The organism is Streptococcus ferus DSM 20646, assembly GCF_000372425.1.
In the GTDB taxonomy this organism is placed as follows: Bacteria; Bacillota; Bacilli; order Lactobacillales; family Streptococcaceae; genus Streptococcus; species Streptococcus ferus.
In genome coordinates this window covers 1-21,631 of the sequence record NZ_AQVD01000006.1, presented here as the reverse complement: position 1 = coordinate 21,631, position 21,631 = coordinate 1, and the positions used below count along the sequence as shown (strand labels likewise).

The 21,631-nt window shown below is 42.4% G+C and carries 22 protein-coding genes and 1 rRNA gene; 21 read left to right on the top strand and 2 right to left on the bottom strand.

Features of this window, described 5'->3' with window-relative positions; genetic code table 11:
• The first annotated feature begins 32 nt into the window (after positions 1 to 32).
• The 12 genes from gmk to A3GY_RS0108090 all read left to right on the top strand — a co-directional run bounded on the left by gmk (position 33) and on the right by A3GY_RS0108090 (position 12,575).
• The gene (gene gmk, locus A3GY_RS0108145; RefSeq protein ID WP_018030912.1) at positions 33 to 659 is read left to right on the top strand and encodes a guanylate kinase; all 627 of its coding nucleotides are present in this window, start codon (positions 33 to 35) and stop codon (positions 657 to 659) included.
• Between the two features lie 22 nt (positions 660 to 681).
• Positions 682 to 999: a DNA-directed RNA polymerase subunit omega gene (gene rpoZ, locus A3GY_RS0108140; protein WP_018030911.1), complete on the top strand. Its 318-nt coding sequence runs from the start codon at positions 682 to 684 to the stop codon at positions 997 to 999.
• A gap of 39 nt (positions 1,000 to 1,038) precedes the next feature.
• A complete protein-coding gene (locus A3GY_RS0108135; protein WP_018030910.1) occupies positions 1,039 to 3,423 on the top strand; it encodes a primosomal protein N' in 2,385 nt (794 codons plus the stop codon).
• Positions 3,424 to 3,483: 60 nt separating this feature from the next.
• Complete coding sequence (fmt, locus tag A3GY_RS0108130; RefSeq protein ID WP_018030909.1) at positions 3,484 to 4,419, top strand: methionyl-tRNA formyltransferase; 936 nt, start codon at positions 3,484 to 3,486, stop codon at positions 4,417 to 4,419.
• Positions 4,409 to 5,737 carry a 16S rRNA (cytosine(967)-C(5))-methyltransferase RsmB gene (rsmB, locus tag A3GY_RS0108125; RefSeq protein WP_018030908.1) on the top strand — a complete coding sequence of 443 codons (1,329 nt, stop codon included), beginning with the start codon at positions 4,409 to 4,411 and terminating at the stop codon, positions 5,735 to 5,737. The genes fmt and rsmB overlap by 11 nt, the downstream gene beginning before the upstream one ends.
• Positions 5,738 to 5,776: 39 nt before the next feature.
• Positions 5,777 to 6,520 carry a Stp1/IreP family PP2C-type Ser/Thr phosphatase gene (locus tag A3GY_RS0108120; protein WP_026161987.1) on the top strand — a complete coding sequence of 248 codons (744 nt, stop codon included), beginning with the start codon at positions 5,777 to 5,779 and terminating at the stop codon, positions 6,518 to 6,520.
• The gene (pknB, locus tag A3GY_RS0108115; RefSeq protein WP_018030906.1) at positions 6,517 to 8,349 is read left to right on the top strand and encodes a Stk1 family PASTA domain-containing Ser/Thr kinase; all 1,833 of its coding nucleotides are present in this window, start codon (positions 6,517 to 6,519) and stop codon (positions 8,347 to 8,349) included. The genes A3GY_RS0108120 and pknB overlap by 4 nt, the downstream gene beginning before the upstream one ends.
• A 104-nt stretch (positions 8,350 to 8,453) precedes the next feature.
• Entirely contained in the window at positions 8,454 to 9,152 is a 699-nt protein-coding gene (gene liaF, locus A3GY_RS0108110; RefSeq protein WP_018030905.1) for a cell wall-active antibiotics response protein LiaF, read from the top strand.
• Positions 9,149 to 10,153: an envelope stress sensor histidine kinase LiaS gene (locus A3GY_RS0108105; RefSeq protein WP_018030904.1), complete on the top strand. Its 1,005-nt coding sequence runs from the start codon at positions 9,149 to 9,151 to the stop codon at positions 10,151 to 10,153. The genes liaF and A3GY_RS0108105 overlap by 4 nt, the downstream gene beginning before the upstream one ends.
• Positions 10,146 to 10,787, top strand: coding sequence for a response regulator transcription factor (locus A3GY_RS0108100; protein ID WP_018030903.1), 642 nt, complete (start codon positions 10,146 to 10,148; stop codon positions 10,785 to 10,787). Before A3GY_RS0108105 ends, A3GY_RS0108100 begins: the two co-directional genes overlap by 8 nt.
• A 34-nt stretch (positions 10,788 to 10,821) precedes the next feature.
• On the top strand, positions 10,822 to 12,219 hold the full coding sequence (locus A3GY_RS0108095; protein WP_018030902.1) for a Cof-type HAD-IIB family hydrolase: 1,398 nt from the start codon (positions 10,822 to 10,824) through the stop codon (positions 12,217 to 12,219).
• Complete coding sequence (locus tag A3GY_RS0108090; RefSeq protein WP_018030901.1) at positions 12,219 to 12,575, top strand: S1 RNA-binding domain-containing protein; 357 nt, start codon at positions 12,219 to 12,221, stop codon at positions 12,573 to 12,575. Before A3GY_RS0108095 ends, A3GY_RS0108090 begins: the two co-directional genes overlap by 1 nt.
• Positions 12,576 to 12,638: 63 nt before the next feature.
• On the opposite strand, the gene cysK is transcribed toward A3GY_RS0108090, so the two are convergent.
• Complete coding sequence (cysK, locus tag A3GY_RS0108085) at positions 12,639 to 13,565, bottom strand: cysteine synthase A (protein WP_018030900.1); 927 nt, start codon at positions 13,563 to 13,565, stop codon at positions 12,639 to 12,641.
• 229 nt (positions 13,566 to 13,794) lie between these two features.
• On the opposite strand from cysK, the gene A3GY_RS0108080 reads away from it, so the two are divergent.
• Complete coding sequence (locus tag A3GY_RS0108080; protein WP_018030899.1) at positions 13,795 to 13,998, top strand: cold-shock protein; 204 nt, start codon at positions 13,795 to 13,797, stop codon at positions 13,996 to 13,998.
• Between the two features lie 45 nt (positions 13,999 to 14,043).
• On the opposite strand, the gene A3GY_RS0108075 is transcribed toward A3GY_RS0108080, so the two are convergent.
• Positions 14,044 to 14,673 carry a YigZ family protein gene (locus A3GY_RS0108075; protein WP_018030898.1) on the bottom strand — a complete coding sequence of 210 codons (630 nt, stop codon included), beginning with the start codon at positions 14,671 to 14,673 and terminating at the stop codon, positions 14,044 to 14,046.
• Positions 14,674 to 14,739: 66 nt separating this feature from the next.
• On the opposite strand from A3GY_RS0108075, the gene A3GY_RS0108070 reads away from it, so the two are divergent.
• The 8 genes from A3GY_RS0108070 to A3GY_RS0108030 all read left to right on the top strand — a co-directional run.
• Entirely contained in the window at positions 14,740 to 16,038 is a 1,299-nt protein-coding gene (locus A3GY_RS0108070) for an ATP-dependent helicase ComFA (RefSeq protein ID WP_018030897.1), read from the top strand.
• The gene (locus A3GY_RS0108065; RefSeq protein ID WP_018030896.1) at positions 16,038 to 16,700 is read left to right on the top strand and encodes a ComF family protein; all 663 of its coding nucleotides are present in this window, start codon (positions 16,038 to 16,040) and stop codon (positions 16,698 to 16,700) included. The genes A3GY_RS0108070 and A3GY_RS0108065 overlap by 1 nt, the downstream gene beginning before the upstream one ends.
• A 76-nt stretch (positions 16,701 to 16,776) precedes the next feature.
• The gene (gene hpf, locus A3GY_RS0108060) at positions 16,777 to 17,328 is read left to right on the top strand and encodes a ribosome hibernation-promoting factor, HPF/YfiA family (protein ID WP_018030895.1); all 552 of its coding nucleotides are present in this window, start codon (positions 16,777 to 16,779) and stop codon (positions 17,326 to 17,328) included.
• A gap of 143 nt (positions 17,329 to 17,471) precedes the next feature.
• Entirely contained in the window at positions 17,472 to 18,602 is a 1,131-nt protein-coding gene (locus A3GY_RS0108055) for a hypothetical protein (protein WP_018030894.1), read from the top strand.
• A gap of 9 nt (positions 18,603 to 18,611) precedes the next feature.
• Positions 18,612 to 20,273, top strand: coding sequence for a zinc ribbon domain-containing protein (locus tag A3GY_RS0108050; RefSeq protein WP_018030893.1), 1,662 nt, complete (start codon positions 18,612 to 18,614; stop codon positions 20,271 to 20,273).
• A 298-nt stretch (positions 20,274 to 20,571) separates the two neighbouring features.
• The gene (locus A3GY_RS0108045) at positions 20,572 to 20,958 is read left to right on the top strand and encodes a hypothetical protein (RefSeq protein ID WP_018030892.1); all 387 of its coding nucleotides are present in this window, start codon (positions 20,572 to 20,574) and stop codon (positions 20,956 to 20,958) included.
• Positions 20,959 to 21,013: 55 nt separating this feature from the next.
• Positions 21,014 to 21,250 carry a hypothetical protein gene (locus A3GY_RS0108040; RefSeq protein WP_145980030.1) on the top strand — a complete coding sequence of 79 codons (237 nt, stop codon included), beginning with the start codon at positions 21,014 to 21,016 and terminating at the stop codon, positions 21,248 to 21,250.
• A gap of 233 nt (positions 21,251 to 21,483) precedes the next feature.
• Positions 21,484 to 21,631, top strand: a 16S ribosomal RNA gene (locus A3GY_RS0108030); the annotation flags it as partial.

Below are 21,631 nucleotides of genomic sequence, written 5' to 3'. Positions count from 1 at the left end.
ACTATAGAAAAAGAAAATTTAAGGAGCGAGATATGTCTGAACGTGGCTTACTAATCGTTTTTTCAGGTCCTTCTGGGGTTGGAAAAGGAACGGTTAGGCAGGAAATTTTTTCAACACCCAACCATAAGTTTGAATACTCGGTATCAATGACGACTCGTCCGCAGCGCCCGGGAGAGGTTGATGGGGTTGATTATTTTTTTCGGACACGGGAAGAATTTGAAGACCTGATTAAAAAAGGTCAGATGCTTGAATACGCTGAATATGTCGGCAATTATTACGGCACGCCGCTCTCTTATGTTAATGAAACCCTTGATAAAGGGATTGATGTTTTTCTGGAAATTGAAGTTCAGGGTGCTCTGCAGGTGAAAAAGAAAGTTCCGGACGGTGTTTTTATTTTCCTGACACCACCAGACTTAGAAGAATTGCAGGATCGTCTGGTTGGGAGAGGTACAGACAGCCAAGAAGTTATCGCCCAGCGTATTGAACGTGCCAAGGAAGAAATTGCTTTGATGCGAGAGTATGATTATGCCGTTGTGAATGATCAGGTTCCTCTGGCAGCTGAGCGGGTTAAGCGGATTATTGAGACAGAACATTTTCGGGTTGAGCGTGTCATCGGCCGTTACGATAAGATGATCAACGAAAAGCTGTCCGTCAGATAAAAGTTAGAAAAGAGAAAAAGCGATGATGTTAAAACCTTCGATTGATACTTTACTGGATAAAGTACCATCCAAATATTCCCTTGTCATTTTACAAGCCAAGCGTGCTCATGAGTTGGAAGCTGGGGCTAATCCGACGCAGAATTTTTCATCGGTCAAATCGACCCTTCAGGCACTTGAAGAAATCGAGTCGGGCAATGTGGTTATCCACCCAGATCCAGCAGCCAAGCGGGCTTCTGTTCGGGCTCGTATTGAAGCTGAGCGCTTAGCCAAGGAAGAAGAAGAACGTAAAATCAAAGAGCAGATTGCTAAAGAAAAAGAAGAAGAAGGAGAAAAAATCTAGGGTTGTTATCAATCTTAGATTTTTCATATTGAGGTTTTTATGGGACAGATTGCTCAAGTGATTGTTGATATACCTTTGATGCAGACAGATAGGCCCTTTTCCTATGCTGTTCCCGAACAGCTGAGCGGGCAGCTTCAGCCGGGATCGCGGGTTCATGTTCCTTTTGGAAAAGGAAACAGGCTCATGCAGGGCTTTGTTCTATCCCTGCATGAAGGGGATACTGAGGCTTTAAAGGCAGTTGCTGACAGCTTGGATTTTGAACCTGTTCTGAATGAGGAACAGCTTGACTTAGCTAATCAGATGCGAAAGACGGTTTTTTCCTACAAGATTTCTATCCTAAAATCCATGGTCCCCAACTTGCTGAATTCAGAATACGATAAACTGCTTAAGCCGAAAGACACTCTATCTGTGGCCGACAGAGAAAGCATTTTTACTTCCAAGACCGAAATGGTTTTTTCAAAACTCCGTCCAGAACAGCAGGAAAAGGCAAGGCTCCTTGTTCAGCAGGATAAGATAGAGGTAACCTATCTTGCCAGAGATAAAAAAACGGTGAAAAAGGAGAAACATTATCAAGTCAATCAGGAAAAACTCCAGCAAGTTGAGATTAGCAGCAGGGCTAAAAAACGTCAGGCGCTGAAGTCTTTTTTGCAGGAGCATCCGCAAGAGGGGCTTTTGTCAGGTTTATACCAGCAGTTTTCCAGAGAACAGGTTAAATTTTTTATAGAAGCTGGAGCTGTAAGCCTTTTTGAAGTGGAGCTGAGCCGCACAGCGGCCTATTTTGATGAAGTCCAAAAAACAGATGCACTGTCTTTAAATAAGGAACAAGAAGCTATTGTAAACCAATTAACGGCAGCTATTGGAAAATCAGACACTCCTTATTTGCTAGAAGGAATTACCGGAAGCGGGAAGACCGAAGTTTACTTGCAGCTGATTGACAAGGTTTTGGAATTGGGAAAGACCGCTATTGTTTTGGTACCGGAGATTTCCCTAACCCCGCAAATGACGCATCGTTTTATTTCTCGTTTTGGCCATCGGGTTGCGATTATGCATTCAGGTTTGTCGGATGGGGAAAAATTTGATGAATGGCGGAAGATTAAATCTGGTCAGGCCAGAGTTGTTGTTGGCGCGAGATCGGCTATTTTTGCGCCTTTGGAAAATATTGGTGCAATTATTATTGATGAAGAGCATGAGGCTAGCTATAAACAGGAGTCAAATCCTCGCTACCATGCGAGAGATGTGGCACTTTTGAGAGCAAAGCATCACAAGGCAGTTCTTTTATTGGGGAGTGCGACACCTAGTATTGAGAGTCGGGCGCGTGCCAGCCGGGATGTTTATCATTTTTTGCAGTTAAAACACCGCGCCAATCCCAGAGCTAAGATTCCCCAAGTGGAGATTCTTGATTTTAGGGATTATATCGGTAAGCAAACGTCAACTAATTTTACGCCAGTCTTGGTGGCGAAGATTAAGGAACGGTTAGAGCGCAAAGAACAAGTTGTTCTGATGCTTAATCGCAGAGGCTATTCCAGTTTTATCATGTGCCGCGAGTGCGGCTATGTGGATCAATGTCCGAATTGTGATATTTCCTTGACCTTGCATATGGACACAAAGACCATGAATTGCCATTACTGCGGTTTTTCCAAATTGATTCCCAGAAACTGTCCTAATTGTCAAAGCGCCAGTATTCGATATTATGGTACAGGGACTCAAAAGGCCTACGATGAGCTTATGGAATTAGTTCCTCAAGCTAGGGTTTTGCGCATGGATGTGGATACGACCCGCAAAAAAGGGGCTCACCAGAAAATCCTTGATCAATTTGGCCGACATGAGGCTGATATTTTGTTGGGCACTCAGATGATTGCCAAAGGCCTTGATTTTCCTGATGTCACCTTGGTAGGGGTCTTAAATGCAGATACTTCCTTGAATCTGCCTGATTTTCGTTCTAGTGAGAGAACCTTTCAGCTCCTGACCCAAGTGGCTGGTCGAGCCGGCCGAGCTGATAAACCAGGGGAGGTTTTGATTCAGACCTATAACCCTAATCACTATGCGATTCAATTGGCCAAAGAGCAGGATTATGAGGCCTTTTATCGCTATGAAATGGGGATTCGCCGTCAGTTATCCTATCCCCCCTATTATTTTACGGTAGGGTTAACCCTTTCGCACAAGGACGAAGCTTTTCTCGTCCGAAAGGCCTATGATGTTTTGGGCATGCTGAAGCAAGATCTGTCGGATAAGGTGACATTTTTAGGGCCAACGGCTAAGCCCGTTGCAAGGACACATAACCTTTATCATTATCAGATTATTATTAAATACCGTTTTGAAGAGCGCTTGGAAGCTAGTCTTAATCAAGTTTTAGATTGGACACAGGAAAAAGAGAATAGGGAGCTGCGCTTGAGTATTGATCAAGAGCCGCAAAGTTTCATGTGAGCAACTTAAGTTTGCTGTAAGCTTGTCTATGCTATAATGAAGTCAACAACGAGGTGGAAAATGACAAAACTAATTTTTATGGGAACGCCTGATTTTTCAGCGACCGTTTTAAAAGGCTTGCTAGAGGACGGGGACTATGACATTGTAGCCGTCGTCACTCAGCCCGACAGGGCTGTTGGGCGGAAAAAAGAAATTCGGCAAACGCCTGTGAAGGAGCTTGCTTTGGCGGCAAATCTGCCCGTTTATCAACCTGAAAAACTCTCCGGCAGCCAAGAACTTCAAGAGTTGATGGCGTTAGCAGCAGATGGGATTGTCACCGCAGCCTTTGGGCAGTTTCTTCCTGAAAAGCTGCTGCAGTCCGTTGATTTTGCCCTTAATGTTCATGCCTCACTTCTGCCTAAATACCGAGGCGGAGCTCCGATTCATTATGCCTTAATCAATGGTGATCAAGAAGCCGGGGTTACCATTATGGAAATGGTGAAACAGATGGATGCCGGAGACATGGTGGCCAAGGCTTCCATTGCCATTGAGGAGAGCGACAATGTAGGAACGCTGTTTGAAAAGTTGGCTCTTGTTGGCCGAGACTTGTTGTTAGAAAGTCTTCCCAAATACCTAGCGGGTGAGATTGTGCCTCAGGCTCAAGACGAGAGTCAGGCAACATTTTCACCGAATATCACTCCAGAAGAAGAACGCATTGATTGGGAGAAGTCAGCCAGAGAAATTTTTAATCAGGTTCGTGGAATGAATCCGTGGCCGGTTGCCCATACTTTTCTTGAGGGGCAGCGCTTTAAGATTTATCAGCTGAGAGAAGTTCCAGGTCAAGGTGAGCCTGGCCAGATTATTGCAAAGACCAAGAAAGAATTGATTCTGGCGGCTGGTCAGGGAGCGGTCTCTCTAGAGCAGGTTCAGCCAGCAGGGAAGCCGAGGATGGCCATTGGAGATTTTTTAAATGGCATGGGGCGTCAGCTGCAGATAGGTGACTTCTTTGGAAAATAGACAGCAGTGGCAGGAGACAGCCCGAGGCGGTGCCTTGATGGTCTTGGAGTCTGTTTTGAATGAGGGGGCGTATTCCAATATCGCCTTAAACAACTATTTAAAAAAATACCGTCTGTCTCTTGCTGATAAAAAATTATTGACGGAAATTGTTTACGGAACTGTCGCTAGAAAAATCAGTTTAGAATGGTATGCCGCTCATTTTATCAAAGACAGAGAGCAGTTGGAACCTTGGCTGTATCATTTGCTGCTTCTCAGTTTGTACCAGCTGCTCTATTTGGATCATATTCCAGACCACGCCGTTGTTGATGACGCGGTCGAGTTAGCAAAGTGGAAGGGTAAACATAGAGGGCAGGATAAGTGGATCAATGCTGTTTTACGTTCTTTTCTGCGTGCAGGTACTCCGGATACAGCTAGTATCAAACGGCAGAACAAACGCTTATCAATTGATTATTCCCTGCCTGTTTGGCTGGTCAGAAAACTCATTAATCAGTTTGGTGAAGAGAGAGCTATAAATCTCTTTAAGAGTCTTTTAGAGCGCAGCAAGTCCAGTATCAGAGTAACTGATCCGTCTAGACTTGAAGAGATTCAGCAAGAAACAAAGACCAAAAGATCCGTACTGTCACCAGTCGGTCTGGTTAAGGCCTCGGGTCATTTTGCTTCAAGTCCTCTTTTTGATGCCGGCTTGATTACGATTCAGGATGAGACCAGTCAACTGGTAGCCCCGACCTTGGCTATTCGGGGAGACGAAACAATCTTGGATGCCTGTGCGGCGCCCGGAGGTAAGACGGTTCACATGGCGTCCTATCTGACCAGCGGGAGTATCGTAGCTTTAGACTTATATGATCATAAGTTAAAGCTGATTGAAGATAATGCTCAGCGCTTGGGGCTGACTGACAAGATTACAACGCAAAAGGCGGATGCCCGTCAGGCTCATCACCTTTTTCCGGCTGATTCATTTGACAAGATTCTTGTAGATGCTCCGTGCTCAGGTTTTGGTCTGATGCGGCGAAAACCCGACATCAGATATAATAAGGAAGGACAAGATCTTGAAAAACTTCAAAGTATTCAGCTGGCGATCTTGGACAGTGTTTGTCAAACGATACGAAAAGGTGGTATAATAACATACAGTACGTGTACCATTTTTGAAGAAGAAAACCAGATGGTACTTCAACAATTTTTGGATCGACATCCAAATTTTGAACAGGTCAAATTAAACCATACACAGGCTGATATTGTGAAGGATGGCTATCTTGTTGTAACACCAGAACAATATCAGACAGACGGCTTTTTTATCGGTCAGGTAAGACGCTTGTCATAGTGTTTAGGAGGAGGCTGGCACTTGTCAGACAAAAAACAGATGAAAATTGCACTTTTAACGGATATCGGGCAGAAACGTTCGAATAACCAAGATTTTATTAATAAATTTGATAACCGAGCAGGCGTTACCTTAATCGTTTTAGCAGACGGTATGGGTGGACATCGTGCAGGAAATATTGCCAGTGAGCTGACGGTTACTGACTTAGGTCGAGAGTGGGTTAATTCTGATTTGACGGAATTAAGTCAGATGAGAGATTGGCTGGTTACTCATATCAGTCAAGTCAACCAAAAGGTTTATGAGTTGGGTCAAACAGAAGATTTCCATGGGATGGGGACCACCATTGAGGCTTTGATTTTAGTTGATAATAATATCATCTTTGCTCATATTGGCGATTCAAGGATTGGATTGGTTCACGAAGGTGCTTACCTCCAGCTGACGAGCGACCATTCCTTGGTCAATGAATTGGTCAAGGCGGGGCAGCTGACACCTGAAGAAGCAGCCAACCATCCGCAACGCAACATCATCACACAATCGATTGGTCAGGCTGGACCTATTGAACCAGATCTAGGCATTCAGACATTGGATGCTGGGGATTATTTGATTGTCAACAGTGATGGGTTAACGAATATGATTTCAAATGATATTATTGTTGCCACATTAGAAACAGCTGACTTAAGTTTGGATGATAAGGCCAAGCGTCTTGTTGAGCTGGCGAATGAGGCGGGCGGTCTTGATAACATCACGGTAGCCCTTGTTCATGCCGAAAGTGAGGAAACGGAATGATTCAGATTGGCAAGTTATTTGCTGGTCGTTATCGCATTCTCCAATCGGTCGGACGGGGTGGTATGGCGGATGTTTATTTAGCTCAGGACTTGATTATTGATAATGAAGAAGTGGCCATTAAGGTTCTGCGGACCAATTATCAGACGGATCAGGTGGCTGTCGCACGTTTTCAGAGAGAAGCGCGTGCGATGGCAGAGCTGAACCATCCTAATATTGTCTCTATCCGAGACATTGGAGAAGAGGACGGACAGCAATTCCTAGTGATGGAATACGTTGACGGTGCGGATTTGAAGAAGTACATTCAGGATCACGCTCCTCTATCAAATGTTGAAGTCATCAGAATTATGGGTGAGGTTTTGTCGGCGATGACTTTAGCTCATCAAAAAGGCATTATTCATCGCGATTTAAAACCTCAAAATGTCCTGCTAACCAAGGATGGGACAGCTAAAGTGACAGACTTTGGTATTGCTGTTGCTTTTGCGGAGACCAGTCTGACACAGACGAACTCCATGTTAGGTTCCGTTCATTATTTATCACCAGAGCAGGCCAGAGGCTCTAAGGCAACCGTTCAAAGTGACATCTATGCCATGGGGATTATGCTCTTTGAGATGCTGACAGGAGAAATTCCTTATGATGGTGATAGTGCGGTCACGATTGCTTTACAGCACTTTCAAAAGCCGCTCCCATCAATTAGGAGTATTAATCGGAATGTGCCTCAGGCTCTGGAGAATGTTGTCATCAGAGCGACAGCTAAAAAACTGAGCGATCGTTATCAGACGACGGGTCAGATGACTAAAGATTTGATGTCATCTCTTCAAGCCGATCGTGCCAATGAACAAAAACTGGTCTTTAGTGATCCTTCGGATACTAAACCTCTTCCGAAAATCACAGCTTCGACAGCTGCAGCGGCTAAACAGGCCGCTAAAACAGATCAGAAGCCTAAGGAAGCCACAAAACCGGCTGCACCAAAGCCAACTAAAAAACCGAAGAAGAAAAAGCGGTTCTTATCACTCTTCCTGAAAATCTTCTTCTTATTGGTGATGCTAGGCATCGGTTTTCTGGCTTACTCTATCTTAGCTAGGCCGGGAGCTGTGTCTGTTCCTGATGTGACAGGAAAAAGCCTTGCGGCAGCTAAAACCACGCTTACAGATGCTGGGCTGAAGGTTGGTACAGTCACTAAGGTTGAAGACAGCACCGTAGAGGTGGGCAAGGTGGTTAGAACAGATCCAAGTGCTGGCAGCCAAAAACGTGAAGGATCCAAAGTTAATATCTATATCTCCAAGGCCAAAAGCTTTACGATGGCTAATTACGTTGGTCAGGATTATCAGACGGCGGTTGATGATCTTGTTAACAATTACGGTGTTTCATCAGATATGATTACCATCAAGCGTGTTGAATCGTCTACATACAGTGACGGTCAGGTTATCAGTCAGACACCTAAGTCTGGTAAGACCTACAGTTTAAGCAGTAATAAGAAAATAACGTTGCGTGTTGCCTCAACAGAGTCAACGACGATGCCAAACTTGACAGGTTTAACCTACAGAGAAGCGGTTGCTACCCTGACGAACTTAGGTGTCGATGAGTCTCGAATTAAGGCTTACAATGTTGCGGGAACAACTCTTATTTCATCGCCATCAGCAACCGCTATTTTGGCAGGGCAAAAGCCTTATTATGGCTCTAGTCTTAGCCTGACTTCGAGTGATGATGTCATTCTCTACTTGGAAACAGAAACCACTTCAGAGGAGGGGCAGTCCTCTAATACAACAGAAGCGACAACTTCCAATCCATCAACAGAAACAACGACAAGTGAAGCGACATCGTCTAACTGATAAAAGAATCCTTAGGGGTTCTTTTTTAGTGGGGAAGCAGGTGAAATTTCTCTTATTTTTTGGTACAATGACAGATAATTATTGACGAAAATGACAGGTAAGCTATGCGAAAATTTCAATTGTTTCTAGTTGTGGAAACCATCTTGGTGGCTTTGGCGTTTATGACCATCTTAGCCAGCGATATTTCCAGTTTTGTTTTGATTTTAGTCATTACGTTACTGGCTTTACGTTACTATAGTCTGGGAAGTAAAAACAACTTCTTGCTGACAACCAGCCTGCTCTTACTGTTTTTGATTTTTATGCTCAATCCTTATATGATTGCAGCCGTTTTGGTGGGAATATTATATGTTATGATTAACCACTTTGCGCAGGTCAAAAAGAAAAATCGCTATGCTCTGATTAGTTTTCAGGAAAATGATATGGATGTCAATCTGAAGCCCCAACCTTGGATAGGCAATAACGATTATTTAACAAGAGATTCTTATGCCTTTGACGACATCAATTTGATTCGTCTGAGCGGAGGAGATACTATTGATTTAAGCAAAGTGATTATCAGAGGACATGATAATCTGATCATAATCCGAAAAGTGTACGGTCCTACAAAGATTTTGGTACCCATTGATGTTGCCGTGAAACTAGACGTTTCCAGTATCTACGGCAGCGTTCGTTTCTTGGACTCTCCTGAATATGATTTGCGAAATGAGGCCATCAAGTACATTCAGGACGATAGTGAGTCAGCCATGAAATCAGTTAAAATTGTGGTTAATATTATTGCTGGCTCGGTGGAGGTGAAGCGCATATGAAAAAACATATTATAGCTCTGATTTTTCTCTATGCCACCGTCACGATTTTCTCCATTAGCTATGTGATTGTTACCAGTCTCAATCTTGATTTGCCCCGTCTTTTGAGCAATTGGCAGGTTTTGAACCAATTTTTATTTTCCCTGCTGTCAACCCTAGTGTCTCTAACCTTTCTTTTGATCTTGGTCTGGATGATCTTGGATGACAACAGCAAGCGTCATCTCAATCAAAATATCCGACGGATTTTAGACAACAAACCCATCACTCACCAAGACAATACGGAACTTGGGAAGAATGTGATGCGGCTGTCCCATAAAATGCAGCAGCTGACCAACAGCCTTCAAAATACAGATAACGCCTATCTGGAAAATCGTCAGGAAATCATCAAGAAGGAGCGGAAACGAATTGCCAGAGACCTGCATGATACTGTCAGCCAGGAACTCTTTGCCTCTTCGATGATTTTATCTGGGGTGTCTCATAATTTGGACCAGTTGGAAAAGAATCAGCTGCAAACCCAACTTTTAGCGGTTGAAGAAATGCTTATGAATGCCCAAAATGATTTGCGGATTCTTTTGCTTCACCTGCGTCCGACGGAATTAGAAGGACGGACCTTGTCAGAAGGCTTGTCAATGATTCTCAAAGAATTGGTAGACAAGAGCAATATCAAAGTGACCTATCGGGAAGATATCGGCAGCCTTCCTAAGACCATTGAAAGCCACTTCTTTCGGATTGCTCAAGAATTTATTAGTAATACCTTGAAACATGCCAAGGCCAAGCATTTAGAAGTTTATTTATATCAAAGAGAAAATGAAGTGGCCTTTAAAATGATTGATGATGGGCTGGGTTTTGATATGGATACGGTTCGCGAACTGAGCTATGGTCTTAAAAATATCGAGGATCGGGTCAATGATTTAGCGGGAACGGTGACCTTCATCAGCGCTCCCAATCAAGGGGTTGTTATGGATATTCATGTTCCCATTTTAGAAGGAGAAGGAAATGAGTAAAACAAGTGTGATATTAGTTGATGACCATGAGATGGTTCGGCTGGGCTTGAAGAGCTTTTTGAATTTGCAGACAGATATTGATGTTATTGGAGAAGCTGGTGACGGCCGTCAGGGAATTGATTTGGCTTTAAGTCTTAAACCCGATGTGGTGGTTATGGATTTAGTGATGCCGGAAATGGACGGCGTGGAGGCGACCCTAACCATTTTAAAAGAATGGAAAGCAGCTAAAATCCTTGTTTTGACCAGCTATCTCGATAATGAAAAAATCTACCCTGTTATTAAGGCGGGGGCAAAGGGCTATATGCTGAAGACTTCCAATGCTGCTGAAATCCTTAATGCTATCCGAAAGGTAGCCAAGGGGGAGCTGGCAATCGAGACAGAAGTGGATCAAAAAATAAAACATCATGACAGTCATCCCAACCTGCATGACGATCTAACCGCTCGGGAACGAGATATTTTGGGTCTTCTTGCCAAAGGTTACGATAATCAGACTATCGCAGATGAGCTCTTCATTTCGCTGAAGACGGTTAAGACCCATGTGTCTAATATCCTGTCAAAACTTGAGGTTGATGATCGCACACAGGCCGTTGTCTACGCCTTTCAGCATCACTTGGTTCCACAAGAAGACAATTAAGTGCTATAATAGAGGAAGTAAACGAGAGGTGAGTATGGACGCAAAAACGAATTACAAGGCCAAGAAGATTAAGGCAGTCTTTTTTGATATTGACGATACCTTGAGAATCAAAGATACGGGTTACATGCCGAAATCTGTAAAAACAGCATTTGCAGCTTTAAAGAAAAAAGGAATCTTGACAGGCATAGCTTCTGGGCGCGCTCCTTATGGTGTAGTACCGGAAATTCGGGCCCTTGAACCAGATTTTTTAGTGACGATCAATGGGGCTTACGTTTTTGACAACAAAGGGAACAGCCTTTACAGTGATGCCCTGCCTCTGGAGGTCATTGAAAAATATGTGGCTTGGTGTCAGGAAGTGGGGATTGAGTACGGTTTTGCCGGAAGTGAGAAAGCAGCGGTTTCTAAACGAGCTCCTCTGGTCGATGATGCTCTAGGGCCAGTGTATGGTGAGTGTGATGCAGATCCTGAGTTTTATAAAGAGAATGCCGTTTATCACATGTGGACTTTTGAAACGGCTGGCGACAGTTTGCAGCTGTCGAAGGACTTGCAGAAAGATGTCCGTCTGGTCAGGTGGCACCCCAATTCGTCTGATGTTGTTAAAAACGGCATTTCTAAGGCATCCGGTCTAGGTCATGTCCTAGATAAGGTGGGTTTGGCACCTGAAAATGTCCTTGTATTTGGCGATGGTCCAAATGATATGGAAATTTTTGATTATGCCGGTCTGGCGGTAGCCATGGGAAATGGTGTTGATGAATTAAAAGCAAAAGCAGATTTTGTCACAAAAAGAGTAGAAGAAGATGGCATTTTATATGCCTTGGAGGAATTAGGATTGGTAGAAAAAGAAGTGCATTTTCCACAATTGGATTTAGAAAAGACCGAAGGGCCAGTTGCCACCATTAAGACTAACCATGGTGATATGACTCTCAAGCTTTTCCCTGAACAAGCACCTAAGACGGTCGCTAATTTCATTGCCCTTGCTAAGGATGGTTATTATGACGGGGTTATTTTCCATCGTGTCATTAAAGATTTTATGATTCAAGGTGGCGATCCGACCGGTACCGGTATGGGCGGCGAATCTATCTATGGTGATAAGTTTGAGGATGAATTTTCAGAAGAACTCTATAACCTGCGCGGTGCGCTTTCAATGGCGAATGCCGGCCCAAATACCAATGGCAGTCAGTTTTTCCTTGTCCAGAACCAAGCTTTTCCGTACAGCGCGAAAGAATTGGAACGTGGTGGCTGGCCAAAGGAAATTGCTGAGGCCTACACTAAAGGCGGCACCCCTCACCTCGACCGCCGACATACTGTCTTTGGTCATTTAGTTAATCAGGAATCTTTTGCTGTTTTAGACCAGATTGCTGCTGTTGAGACGGGTTCAGCTGATAAACCTGTTGATGATGTCATCATTGAAAGTATCGTCATTGCAGACTGATGAAAATAGGGCAAAAAATACAAGGAACCATTACAGCGATTAAACCCTACGGAGCTTTTGTTTCGTTAGAGGATGGGACAACTGGTCTCATTCATATTTCTGAAATCAAGACAGGCTATATTGACAATATTTATCAAGCCTTGTCCGTCGGTCAAGATGTTTTGGTTCAAGTTATGGATTATGACGAGTACAGCCACAAAGCCAGTCTGTCTCTGAGAACTTTAGAAGAAGAAAAGCGTCACTATCAGCACCGCCATCGCTTCTCTAATAACCGTTTGAACATTGGCTTTAAGCCTTTAGAAGAAGAACTTCCTGTCTGGATTGACGAAAGCCTAGCCTTTCTTCGTAAGGAATGAGCATTCTCTTTGATAGGGTAACTAGACCATACAAAAAAACCTGCTTAGCAGGTTTTTTTGTGATTAGTCAAAATCATAAAGAGCCGTTGACAGATAGCGTTCGCCGTTATCGGCAGCAATCGCCAAGACTTTTTTGCCTTTCCCCAGTTTTTTAGCGACTTCAATAGCAGCCCATACCGCTGCAGAAGCTGAAATGCCGATGAGGAACCCTTCTTGGCCTCCGAAATCTCTTCCTGTGGCAAGCGCATCATCAGATTTAACACGAATAATCTCATCATAAGAATCTGTATCCAGGGCAACTGGAATGAAACCGGTTGAAATACCTTGAATTTTATGAGGTCCAGGTTTATCACCGGAAAGAACTGCAGATTCATCAGCCTCAAGTCCATAAATTTTGATTGCAGGATTATCCTTCCTCAGTACATGGGATACCCCTGTTATCGTACCACCTGTACCGATACCGGCAACAAAAGCATCAAGACCGTGTGATCCGAAAGCTTCCAAAATTTCAGGACCGGTTGTCAATTCATGGATTTCAGGATTAGCTGGATTGTCAAATTGAAGTGGCACCCAACCGCCGATTTCCTCAGCAATTTCGTGGGCTTTGTCAATAGCCCCTTTTGTACCGGCGCTGCCCGGTGTCAGAACTAATTCTGCTCCATAAGCTTTTATCAGCTTTTGGCGCTCAACACTCATGGTTTCCGGCATGGTGATAATCACCTTGTAACCTTTGGCGGCTCCTACCCAGGAAAGCCCAATACCAGTATTGCCGCTGGTTGGCTCAACAATGGTATCACCTGGTTTAATAAGACCGCGCTTTTCGGCGTTTTCAATCATGTTGAGGGCAATACGATCCTTGACAGAAGAACCGGGGTTGAAGGCCTCTAATTTGAGGTAAACATCAGCGGCATCATCAGGTACCAGACGATTCAATTTGACGATTGGTGTGTTTCCAATCAACTCAGTAATACTGTTATAAATTTTTGACATAGGGGTTTTTCTCCTTAAAAATACTATGTTACCAGTATAGGCCGAAGAGGAGACGATGTAAAATACATATTTCTTATCACGGTGATAATGAAAGCCTATCACCACCTTTTGATTGACGAAGATGATAGATTGTGTTACCATGAGACAGTAGATTTATTCGGAGTTATTTTTGTGTTTTATCATCTTTACCTGTCTAATTTACAAATCTCATTAGAAAGGAAACAGATGTATGACACAAGGTACAGTTAAATGGTTTAATCAAGAAAAAGGTTTTGGTTTCATCACTGCTGAGAACGGCACAGATGTTTTTGCACATTTTTCAGCCATTCAGGCAGATGGTTTCAAAACACTTGATGAAGGACAAAAAGTTACTTTCGACATTGAAGAGGGCGCTCGTGGACCTCAAGCCGTAAACATTATTAAAAATGCTTAATTAACTTAATTAAAAAGAAGCTGGGACAAATTACCCAGCTTCTTTTTAATTTACAGGGACTTCCACTAACTGACTCTCTGTCAGCTGATAAGTGATTTTTCCTTGATAAAAGTCCTCCAGTTCTTGCAAGATGAGTGCCAGTTTTTCCGGATCGGCAAAAACGGTCGATGTCACCCGAGTGCCAAAGTCTGTCTGATGTTCCTTTAAGGCTTGTCTTTCCAGAAAATTGGAGAACGTTTGGTATTGGGAATAGGTTAAGTCAATTTGAACGCCTCTTTGTTCCTTGATGGTCACGAGTCCGATTTCGTTTAGATGATGTGCGACGCTACTGGAATAGGCTCTAATTAAGCCGCCTGTACCAAGCTTAATACCCCCAAAATAGCGCGTTACGACAGCAACAATATTGGTTAGTTCGTTTTTTTCAAGAACAGTCAGCATAGGGATACCGGCGGTTCCGCTTGGTTCACCGTCATCGCTGGAGCGTTTAATGCTGCTGTCCTCGCCTATAATCATAGCAGAGCAGGAGTGATTAGCTTTATAATGTTCTTTCTTGATTTTAGCAATAAAATCTCGACCTTCCTCTTCAGAGTAAATACGCTTTGTTTGGCAGATAAAACGTGATTTTTTGATGACGTCCTGAGTCAGGCCATCTTTGGCAATTGTCCGATAGTTCATAGAAAAAGTGTACACATTTTTAAGATAAGTTGCAAGTTCTCTGGTTATATTGCGAATAAGAAAGTGATGGAAAGACTAGAACAGTATTGTGGACGACTGCTGACCGCTGATCAGCTTCCGGCAGCCTACCATGAATTGGCACAAAAGATGCCGGCAATGACGAAAAAATCAGGTCATTTTTTCTGTAATCGCTGTGCCGGTCAGGTAGAAAACACACACCGTTTGCCTGATGGCAGTTTCTATTGCAGAGCCTGCCTTGTTTTTGGTCGTCTGACCAGTAAGGATAGTCTCTATTGGCTAGAGCAAAAAGCTTTTCCAGCCCAGCAGGCGCTTTTATGGGAGGGGCAGTTAACCGCTTTTCAGCAGGAAGTATCCGATGCGCTGTTGGCGGGTATTCAGGAAAAAACGGATTTGTTGGTTCACGCCGTAACAGGTGCTGGTAAAACAGAAATGATATATGAGACGATTGCCCATGTCGTTAGCCAAGGAGGGTCTGTCGCTCTAGCCAGTCCTAGAATCGATGTTTGTTTAGAACTGCATCGGCGGCTGCAAAAAGATTTTGCCTGTCCGATTTCTCTGCTCCATGGTCAATCAGAAGCCTATGAGAGGGCTCCCTTGCTGATTGCAACAACACATCAGTTAATCAAATTTTATCAGGCTTTTGATCTTTTAATCATTGATGAAGTTGATGCCTTTCCTTTTGTGGACAATCCGATGCTTTATCATGCGCTCAACCAATCCCTTAAAACGGATGGGGTTAAAATTTTTCTGACGGCCACCTCAACACAAGAACTAGATAGGCAGGTCAAAAAAGGTCAGCTAAAGAAAATCAACTTAGCCAGACGCTTTCATGCGAATCCCCTTGTTGTTCCGAAGACGGTCTGGCTCCCGTCACTAATTCCCGGTCTGAAAAAGAGGCGCCTCCCAAAAACCTTGTTGAAGAGACTGCAGGTGCAGAGAAAGACAGGTTTTCCCTTATTGCTTTTCTTTCCAAATATTGACCGAGGACAAGCGTTTGCTGAATGTCTGCAAGAATTCCTGCCCAATGACAAAATCGCCTTTGTCTCAAGTCGAACAGAAAGTCGCCTGGACAAGGTAGAAGCTTTCCGAAAAAAGGAAATTGATATTTTAGTCTCCACCACTATATTGGAGCGTGGAGTGACCTTTCCCTGTGTTGATGTCTTTGTTTTGGAGGCTAACCATCGTCTGTTCACAAAATCAGCCTTAGTTCAGATTTCAGGCCGTACCGGCCGGTCTATTGAAAGACCGACAGGTGAGCTTTTGTTTTTTCACGATGGGCTTACCACAGCCATTCAACAAACGATTTCAGAAATTAAAGAGATGAATCGAAGAGGAGGGTTTTAGTGTCCTGTCTTCTCTGCTCAGAGCTTGTTCAAAAAAATTATCGATTTTTAGACATTATTCTTTTAAAACGAATTGATTCTCTGATATGTTCGGGCTGTCAGTCCTCTTTTTCGAGAATTAGTCTCGATCACTGTAAACAGTGTTTCAAAGAAGCTGTGTCAGGCATCTGTCAAGACTGTCTTTATTGGAGAAATAAGGGTCAGACGGTCAGTCATCAGGCCTTGTATGTTTATAATCAGGCCATGAAAGATTATTTTAGCCGTTATAAATTTCAGGGAGATTATTGCTTAAGATCGGTTTTTGCAAAAGATATCAGAGTTGCTTTATTGGCTTACCGCGATTACAGCCTTGTTCCTATCCCTCTCAGTCAGATAAGCCTGAAAGAAAGAGGTTTTAATCAAGTTCAGGCTTTCTTGGACGAAGCCAAACTTCCCTACCATAATCTTCTTGAAAAAAGAGCTTCGGAAAAGCAATCCAGTAAAGACCGCCAGAGCCGCCTTGCTACTCAGCAGCTCTTTACCTTAAAAGCAAGAGCCAAACTCCCTCAAAAAATTTGTCTGGTAGATGATATTTATACCACGGGAACGACAATCCAGCTAGCGAAACAACTATTGTATGAAAATGGCGTGAAAACCATTGTTTCTTTTTCTTTGGCCCGCTAATTAAATCCTTGCAAATTTTCATGAAAGCGGTATAATATTATTAAAGAAAGCGCTTAGCTTAGAAAAGAGGTATTTTATGATTAAATATAGCATTCGAGGCGAAAACATCGAAGTAACAGAAGCTATCCGTTCTTATGTCGAAAACAAGATTAGCAAGATTGAGAAATATTTTAACGAGGATCAAGAATTAGACGCTCGTGTTAATCTCAAAGTCTACCGTGAAAAAACGGCTAAAGTGGAAGTGACCATTTTACTAGGCTCCATGACCTTGCGGGCAGAAGATGTGTCGCAAGATATGTACGGTTCAGTTGACTTGGTTGTGGACAAAATTGAACGTCAAATTCGTAAGAACAAAACCAAAATTGCTAAAAAACATCGTGAAAAAGTACCTGCTGCACATGTCTTTACAACAGAGTTTGAAGCGGAAGAAGTTGATGAAGAAGCTGTTTCTTCCCGTGTCGTCAGAACCAAAAACATCACTTTAAAACCAATGGACGTTGAAGAAGCTCTTTTACAAATGGAATTGCTAGGGCACGACTTCTTTATCTACACAGATGCAAATGATAATACCACCAATGTCCTATACCGCCGTGAAGATGGTGAGTTGGGTGTCATTGAAGCAAAATAATAACTGTTAAAGTAGACTAAAAAGGAGCAAGAAAGATTACTTTCTTGCTCCTTTTGTTCTCTCAAAACCTTGTCAGAATAGGAATTACATGGTATAATGTTTCTTGTTTGTAACATTTTTAATTTATTTGTAAGGATATTGACATGAACCGAGAAGACTGGTTAGATTATTTTGAGGCCATCAACGGCAGAACACCTTCTGCTGCGGAAATAGCAGAGGCATTAGCAGCAAATGAATTTCAGGACTATGATGTCACAAATATTGAAAATGAGGACAAGGGTTCCCAAGTATTTGATACAGTAGAGGACTCAGGTGCTGTCAGCACAAATTCGCAGCTTGAAAAGATTGAGGGTCAAAATCCGGACTTCCAGACTGCATCAGCTTACCCTTATGCCAATGAAGTGTTTTCACCAGCAGAGCAACAGTCTGGTTCAGAAAATCAAGCCTTGGCCGATTTTAAGGTGAAGGGAAAGAATTATTTTGTTTGGTTTATGGATCAATTAAAAGCTCCCCAGATAAAAACGCAGGCTTCTTACCTTGTATATGGCCTAATAACACTTGCTTTAGCAGCTTTATTTTTGGCATGGGGCTATGTTAACTATATTCATCGTATCTTCACATCAGTAATCAATATGACGATTAGCGGCGAGAGTCTCAAACTACAGCAGCCAGAACTCTTTTCAACACTTGAAGATGTTGTGGACAGCAGCTTTGGATTTACTAAGGTAATCTCTGTAAGCCTTATTATTTTAGTGGCTTATCTTCTGATCTCCGGAATTCCTTCTCTTATCCATAAAGTTACATCTAAATCTCAGACGAAATTGACAGAGTTGGTAGGCCAGGTGTTGTCTTTTACGCCTCTTTTAGCAGTGATTAATTTATTAGCTTTAGCAGTGAGTTTTATGGCGCCCAATAAATTAGTTGTCTATAATCAATATTCTGGTTCAATCTTATCTTCCATCTCATCAATAGGCAGCGATCCCCTCACAGCCCTCGCTTACCTTGTGAACCTAATCAAAAAAATCCCAGCAGTTACCTCTGCGAAGACAGTTTTGATCTACTTGGTTTTATTTAGCATTGTTGGTTTGGCGATTTTGTTAGTCGTTTATCTAGGAAATGTCAAGAGCTCGTTTGGCTATCTTAATCATTTCTACGTTTCATTGATAGCCTTATTTATCTTTGTCGTTATTATTTATGTTCTTGATAAGACACTTCTATCTTCTTTCCTTTCAGGAATAGAAAATTTTCAAACTTCATTAAAAGAGTTATACTAGGGTGATTAAATGGCAAGTAAAGAAAAGTGGACGGAATTATTTGAAAAAGTTATTGGTCGTAAGCCAAGCCCTCAAGAGTTTCTTGAAGGGAAAAAGACTGATTTTGATTTAAAGAAAATTAAGGAAATAGCCGGTCAGAAGCCACAAGAAGCTAATGCCCTGTATAATGTTGCTGACGAAGCAGATCTGCCAGAAGACGGTTCTCTAGAGCCGCAAGCAGAGAATTTGCCATCACCAACCGCTGATCAATCATCCAAAGAGCAATGGCTGGCTGCCTTTGAAAAGTATATTGGCCGTAAACCAAGTCCCCAGGAATTTGTTGTTGGTAAGACGCATCAATATGACTTAACCACAATTAATCAATTTTTGGAGACATCAAAAAAGCCAAAATCAACTCCCAAATTAGTTAAGCAACCGATGTCAATATGGAAAAAACTAGGCATTGCCGCGGGTGTTTTGGGGGCTATTCTAGTCTTGATAGGCTATCTGTATGGTAGTCAGTATTATTCTCGTCAGGCAGTTGCAGAACGCTACTTAGACGTCTCTAAATCAAGTTTTGATAAGTCGTTGGAATATCAAATTTGGAGCGATACAGGAAAGCCTATTAAAAAATCAGAATTGACCTATCGGAATCCAAAGGATAAAACAAACGTAACCATGTCTGACCTGATGACCTCTGATCAAATGCGCAATGCAGGCAGGAAATTCCTTATTTTTCCAGATTGGAAAGTTGTTGTGACACCAGTAACGGCTCAGGTTTCAATCAACACCAAGGGTCTTGACTTCTATGTTAATGATAAAAAAGTGGCGACAACAACAAGTGACTCTTATCAGAAAAAACTGACAGGTCTCTATCCAGGAAACTATACTTTTTTAGCCAAAGGGAAAGTCTCCAATCAAACAGTTGAAATTTCCTCTGCCGAGGAACTTACGGATGATACTACTATCAAATTAAATGTTAAGTATCTCAGTTTTAAGGTTACCAGTAATTTGACTGACGGTGATCTATATGTGGGAAGTCGAAAGATTGGGACGCTGAAAGATGGAAAGTATGACGTCTCGAAACTGGCAGTAACGGATTCAGCTTCAGTATATGTTCAAAAGTCTTTTAAAGATAAAGGCTCCTTAAAATCACAAACAGAAGCCATCGAAAATGTTAGCGATGGAGCTACCTTGAATTTAGATGCAGAAGGCGTTTTAGACCGTGATACAGCAGATAGTCTGGTTACAGCAGCCTATAGCAAACTTCAAGACTATGCCTATGATAACACGACACCCGATAATTTGGATGATATCTTTACTGGAGGGAATAAAAACCCATTTTACGCCGATGTCACCAATACGATTGATACGAATACCATCGGTGCTAAAAATCGAAGCGCAGATTCGATTACTTTTTCTGACATTGATGTGAGCAAAGTCACGCAAGTTGGCCCGACGACTTACCATTTGGAGTTTACGGTCATGTATGACTTCTACTATGCTTATAGCTCGAAACATAAAACTTCAGGAGATATCAAGCAGAAATTGTCGTGGTCAGCTGTTGTTGAATACGTAGGTGACGATAATAACGGCGACAGTAGTTACTATTATAATAATTATTCGGATTACCGAATAACATCAGGTAATGGTGCATCTAGTGTCATTTCTACTGAGGATACTGTTGACTAATAGTTAGGCTTTACCAAAAGGTAAAGCCTAGTTTGTTTTACGAAAAGGAGCAATCAGGAGGATGACGTCAGATGTAGAAACGTTACCGTCTACTAAGGGGGGCGTGTTCCAATTGAGAAATTTCAATTAGAGACCTTTGAGTTTACAAAAATAGCCTTAGAACATCAAGGGTTAGTTTTGTTTGGTCATGCTTGTGTCTATGTAGCTCCATTCATTCTCATCTTACGTTTTAAGAAGGAGTCATCTTGCAGAACGCTTTGGTCAGTGGCTTTTAACCAGTGACTATGGAAAAGACAGCATGGTTGTTAATGAGCAGTTTGATGGCATTATCAATCTAGGTTCTAACAGTCCGGGTTTTTGGGAAGTTGAGACTAACGACGGGCCTCTTCTTACCCGTTTGGTCGATTGGTATGAAGGTGATATTGCTGAAATCTCTGACAATACCTTTATAAAAGGGAAAGAAAGCCCAAAGATATGCAGACAGCTTATCAAAAATTGTCACAAGATTTTTCTAGCAGGAGTGAAGCTAAGGCAAGTGATGAAACCACAACTAAAAGTTCATCCTCTGCATCTAAAGCCTCAGGAGATTCCATTTTTCCCCAGAACTTCTTGGTCTTTGGAAAGGAAAATCTCAACAGGCAGACGCTATTGCTTTAGTTATATCGGAAGACGGAACAGTATCTGAAACAACAACCTTTAATCATCAGTATAATGGTGCTGTTGAAACAAATAGCGCAAAAGTGTCACAACTAGAAAAAGTGGGCGAAAACACCTACTGTTATGCCGACTATATAACGGAATCTGAACCCTTCATCCCTGGGGTAACAGGTCTAGGAGGAGCAGGTTTTAAAATAGCACTTGGCTTTAAATTGGAGGGGGATAAATACTATCCTATTCAATGGACAAGTGCAATGAATGAAGAGTTTGATTATAGTCAAAGCAAAGGTTTTTGTTTTTCGCTAACTAAGGAAAAATAAGACTATTTCTGGAAAGAGCTGTGAAATTTTGCAGCTTTTTTATTATTTTTCAAAAAAGAAGAAAAAAGAGTTGACAATCCATCTGCTGTTTTGCTATACTTTAAAAGTTGCCGCTAAAAGCGGTCAGCCCTTTGACAACTGAACAAGACGTTAAGTGCGGGTTACGGAAGTAACCTGTCAATGAAGAAACAATAAAACGGAAGAGCTAGTGATAGCTTGAGTTTGATCAACTTTTATCAGAGAGTTTGATCCTGGCTCAGGACGAACGCTGGCGGCGTGCCTAATACATGCAAGTGGAACGCATGATGGATACCGGAGCTTGCTCCACCATTCATCATGAGTCGCGAACGGGTGAGTAACGCGTAGGTAACCTGCCTTTTA

Bases quoted from the DNA above. Each gene is read 5' to 3' on its own strand.
- gmk (WP_018030912.1), top strand. From the start codon at position 33: ATGTCTGAACGTGGCTTACTAATCGTTTTTTCAGGTCCTTCTGGGGTT.
- rpoZ (WP_018030911.1), top strand. From the start codon at position 682: ATGATGTTAAAACCTTCGATTGATACTTTACTGGATAAAGTACCATCC.
- A3GY_RS0108135 (WP_018030910.1), top strand. From the start codon at position 1,039: ATGGGACAGATTGCTCAAGTGATTGTTGATATACCTTTGATGCAGACA.
- fmt (WP_018030909.1), top strand. From the start codon at position 3,484: ATGACAAAACTAATTTTTATGGGAACGCCTGATTTTTCAGCGACCGTT.
- A3GY_RS0108120 (WP_026161987.1), top strand. From the start codon at position 5,777: ATGAAAATTGCACTTTTAACGGATATCGGGCAGAAACGTTCGAATAAC.
- pknB (WP_018030906.1), top strand. From the start codon at position 6,517: ATGATTCAGATTGGCAAGTTATTTGCTGGTCGTTATCGCATTCTCCAA.
- liaF (WP_018030905.1), top strand. From the start codon at position 8,454: ATGCGAAAATTTCAATTGTTTCTAGTTGTGGAAACCATCTTGGTGGCT.
- A3GY_RS0108105 (WP_018030904.1), top strand. From the start codon at position 9,149: ATGAAAAAACATATTATAGCTCTGATTTTTCTCTATGCCACCGTCACG.
- A3GY_RS0108100 (WP_018030903.1), top strand. From the start codon at position 10,146: ATGAGTAAAACAAGTGTGATATTAGTTGATGACCATGAGATGGTTCGG.
- A3GY_RS0108095 (WP_018030902.1), top strand. From the start codon at position 10,822: ATGGACGCAAAAACGAATTACAAGGCCAAGAAGATTAAGGCAGTCTTT.
- A3GY_RS0108090 (WP_018030901.1), top strand. From the start codon at position 12,219: ATGAAAATAGGGCAAAAAATACAAGGAACCATTACAGCGATTAAACCC.
- cysK (WP_018030900.1), bottom strand. From the start codon at position 13,565: ATGTCAAAAATTTATAACAGTATTACTGAGTTGATTGGAAACACACCA.
- A3GY_RS0108080 (WP_018030899.1), top strand. From the start codon at position 13,795: ATGACACAAGGTACAGTTAAATGGTTTAATCAAGAAAAAGGTTTTGGT.
- A3GY_RS0108075 (WP_018030898.1), bottom strand. From the start codon at position 14,673: ATGAACTATCGGACAATTGCCAAAGATGGCCTGACTCAGGACGTCATC.
- A3GY_RS0108070 (WP_018030897.1), top strand. From the start codon at position 14,740: ATGGAAAGACTAGAACAGTATTGTGGACGACTGCTGACCGCTGATCAG.
- hpf (WP_018030895.1), top strand. From the start codon at position 16,777: ATGATTAAATATAGCATTCGAGGCGAAAACATCGAAGTAACAGAAGCT.
- A3GY_RS0108055 (WP_018030894.1), top strand. From the start codon at position 17,472: ATGAACCGAGAAGACTGGTTAGATTATTTTGAGGCCATCAACGGCAGA.
- A3GY_RS0108050 (WP_018030893.1), top strand. From the start codon at position 18,612: ATGGCAAGTAAAGAAAAGTGGACGGAATTATTTGAAAAAGTTATTGGT.
- A3GY_RS0108045 (WP_018030892.1), top strand. From the start codon at position 20,572: ATGGTTGTTAATGAGCAGTTTGATGGCATTATCAATCTAGGTTCTAAC.